The sequence below is a fragment of the Oleiphilus sp. HI0043 genome, from assembly GCF_001634935.1.
On sequence record NZ_LWEY01001417.1, the window covers coordinates 1 to 2,125 of the forward strand.

The 2,125-nt window shown below is 42.9% G+C and carries 3 protein-coding genes; all 3 read left to right on the forward strand.

From position 1 onward, the window contains the following. A partial coding sequence (locus A3729_RS33260) for a hypothetical protein (protein WP_197475939.1) occupies positions 1–527 on the forward strand: 527 nt, incomplete at its 5' end. A 45-nt stretch (positions 528–572) separates the two neighbouring features. After that, on the forward strand, positions 573–1,673 hold the full coding sequence (locus A3729_RS19685) for a glycosyltransferase family 4 protein (protein ID WP_369808629.1): 1,101 nt from the start codon (positions 573–575) through the stop codon (positions 1,671–1,673). Beyond that, the coding region (locus tag A3729_RS19690) for a hypothetical protein (protein ID WP_197475940.1) at positions 1,660–2,125 on the forward strand (466 nt) is incomplete at its 3' end. The genes A3729_RS19685 and A3729_RS19690, both read left to right, overlap by 14 nt.

The following is a 2,125-nucleotide window of genomic DNA, read 5'->3' on the forward strand; positions in this document are numbered from 1 at the left end:
CGCAAGAAGTGACTGAAAGCCAAGCGTTTGAGCTTCATTGCGTTATGTTCAATACCGAAGTCCTGAAAAGCCTTGAACTCCCGCACATGACTATCCGAGAGCACCTGGATATCGGCATGCAGCTGAAGAACCGAGGCCTAAAGCTTTATGTAGAGCCTCGTTGCAATATTATCTTTGATAACTTAGGCACTCGTGCCAGCCTCTCAGACCTTAAATACTTTAACTTACGCTGGAACAGCAAAATCACTGAGTCATCCAGCCGACTATTTGAGAAGCGATGGGGCTATAACTTCTACTCTGAGCAATCCATATATAACTGGGCGATTAGGCGACGCATATTCCTGGTTTTAAGGTGGATGCATATTCCTAACGGCCTAGCGAACAAAATTGACCGAGTTTTCTTTGCAGTTAGAAGGCGTTTATTTCCCATCTGGGACCCTTTAAGTAACCCTAACGAACAGTCTCGCTTACTATATGATGATTTTGGCGGTAATGCGCCAGAGCAAAAAAGCCACGCTACGAAATAAAGTAACCGATATGTTTGCTGAAGGAGCAAAACCATTAATATTTTAATCGTCGCAAATTCTCTAGACAAAGGTGGCCGAACGAAACGAATCAGCCAAGAGAAATCTGGTCTTGAAGCACTTGGTCATTCCGTCTTTCTTGCATCGTTTGAGCCACCACCTTCGTGGGTGTTAGAACAACACCAGGACAGCACTAACTGGCTGTGCCTCACTAAGAAAGAAGGCAAGTTTGATTTCGCTCTGATCCGGCAATTAATCAACACACTAAAAACAATGAAGATCGATATTGTACATGCGCATTGTGAAGCTTCTGCACTCTATGCAGGTCTCGCATGTAAGTTAACACGAAAACCAATAATCGGTACTTATCACCGCTCAGAACTACGTTATTATCAACCCACCCTAAAGAACAAACTCTCTGCTTGGTTATTGAATCATTACATCGCTATATCGAATGAGAGAAAGCTGCGCATGGTGAATCAGCTTGGTATAAACGATAAAAAAACAACCACCATTCATGGTGGCGTAGAACTAAGCGAAGTACCCCAACCTGAAGGTAATGCGACACAAGCAGCAAAAGACAAGTTAGCACTTAATGGGCGTATTTTATTCTCTGCAGGTCATTTAGGGCCCATTAAAGGGCATGACGACAGTATCGAAGCCTTAGCACTATTGAAACAAAAGTCCCCTAAGGTTCTCGATAGCACTCACCTATACATTGCTGGCGACGGGGCACCTCAAGACTATGAGCGACTTAGAACGCACATTAGAGATAAAGGCCTGGAAGATAAAATCACCCTACTCGGCCAGGTCACCAATGTAATGGATTGGATGCAGGCCTGCGATATCTTTCTACAACCCTCCCGAGAAGAAGGTTTCGGCTTGGTTTTCATCGAGGCTGGCATATGCCATAAGCCGACACTGGCAACCCAGGTTGGCGGCATCCCTGACATCATCATTAATGAAGAAACTGGCATTTTGGTACCACCAGAAAGCCCCAAGGTATTGGCAGAAAAGTTAGATTTACTTTTAAATAACGACTCGCTCGCACAAAAGTTAGGAGAACAGGCCCACCAAAGAACCCTGGATCACTTCTTACTCTCTGACCAGATTCAGAAGTTGGAGAAAGTTTATCGTGATCAGCTCTAAACACAAAGCTCTATTCGGCATCTACTTACTTGCTCTTCACGTATTTGCCGCATTCTTGTTCAATAAAACTTATACATTTCAAAAAGTGCTAATCGACCTTGGCCTAGAGCAACGCCCCTACGTTAATAGTCCCACCTATAAAGCAACACTCGCCCACCAGTTAAGGCGAGATGGAAATACCTCTCCCGAGTCTATCGCATTCTTCGGAGATAGCATGATACAAGGCTTAAATACTAGCGCGATTATAGATAGAAGCGAGAACTACGGTATTGGTTTCGATACAACTGAAGGTTTGTTAAATAGATTATCTCAATATCGTTCAAGCCAAATTGCTAACACTATTATTATTTGTATTGGTACTAACGATCTTAGCATTCTTACTCCTGAGCAAATCGTAAGTAACATACTAAAAATAATTGACATAACACCAGAAACACAAAACATATATATTT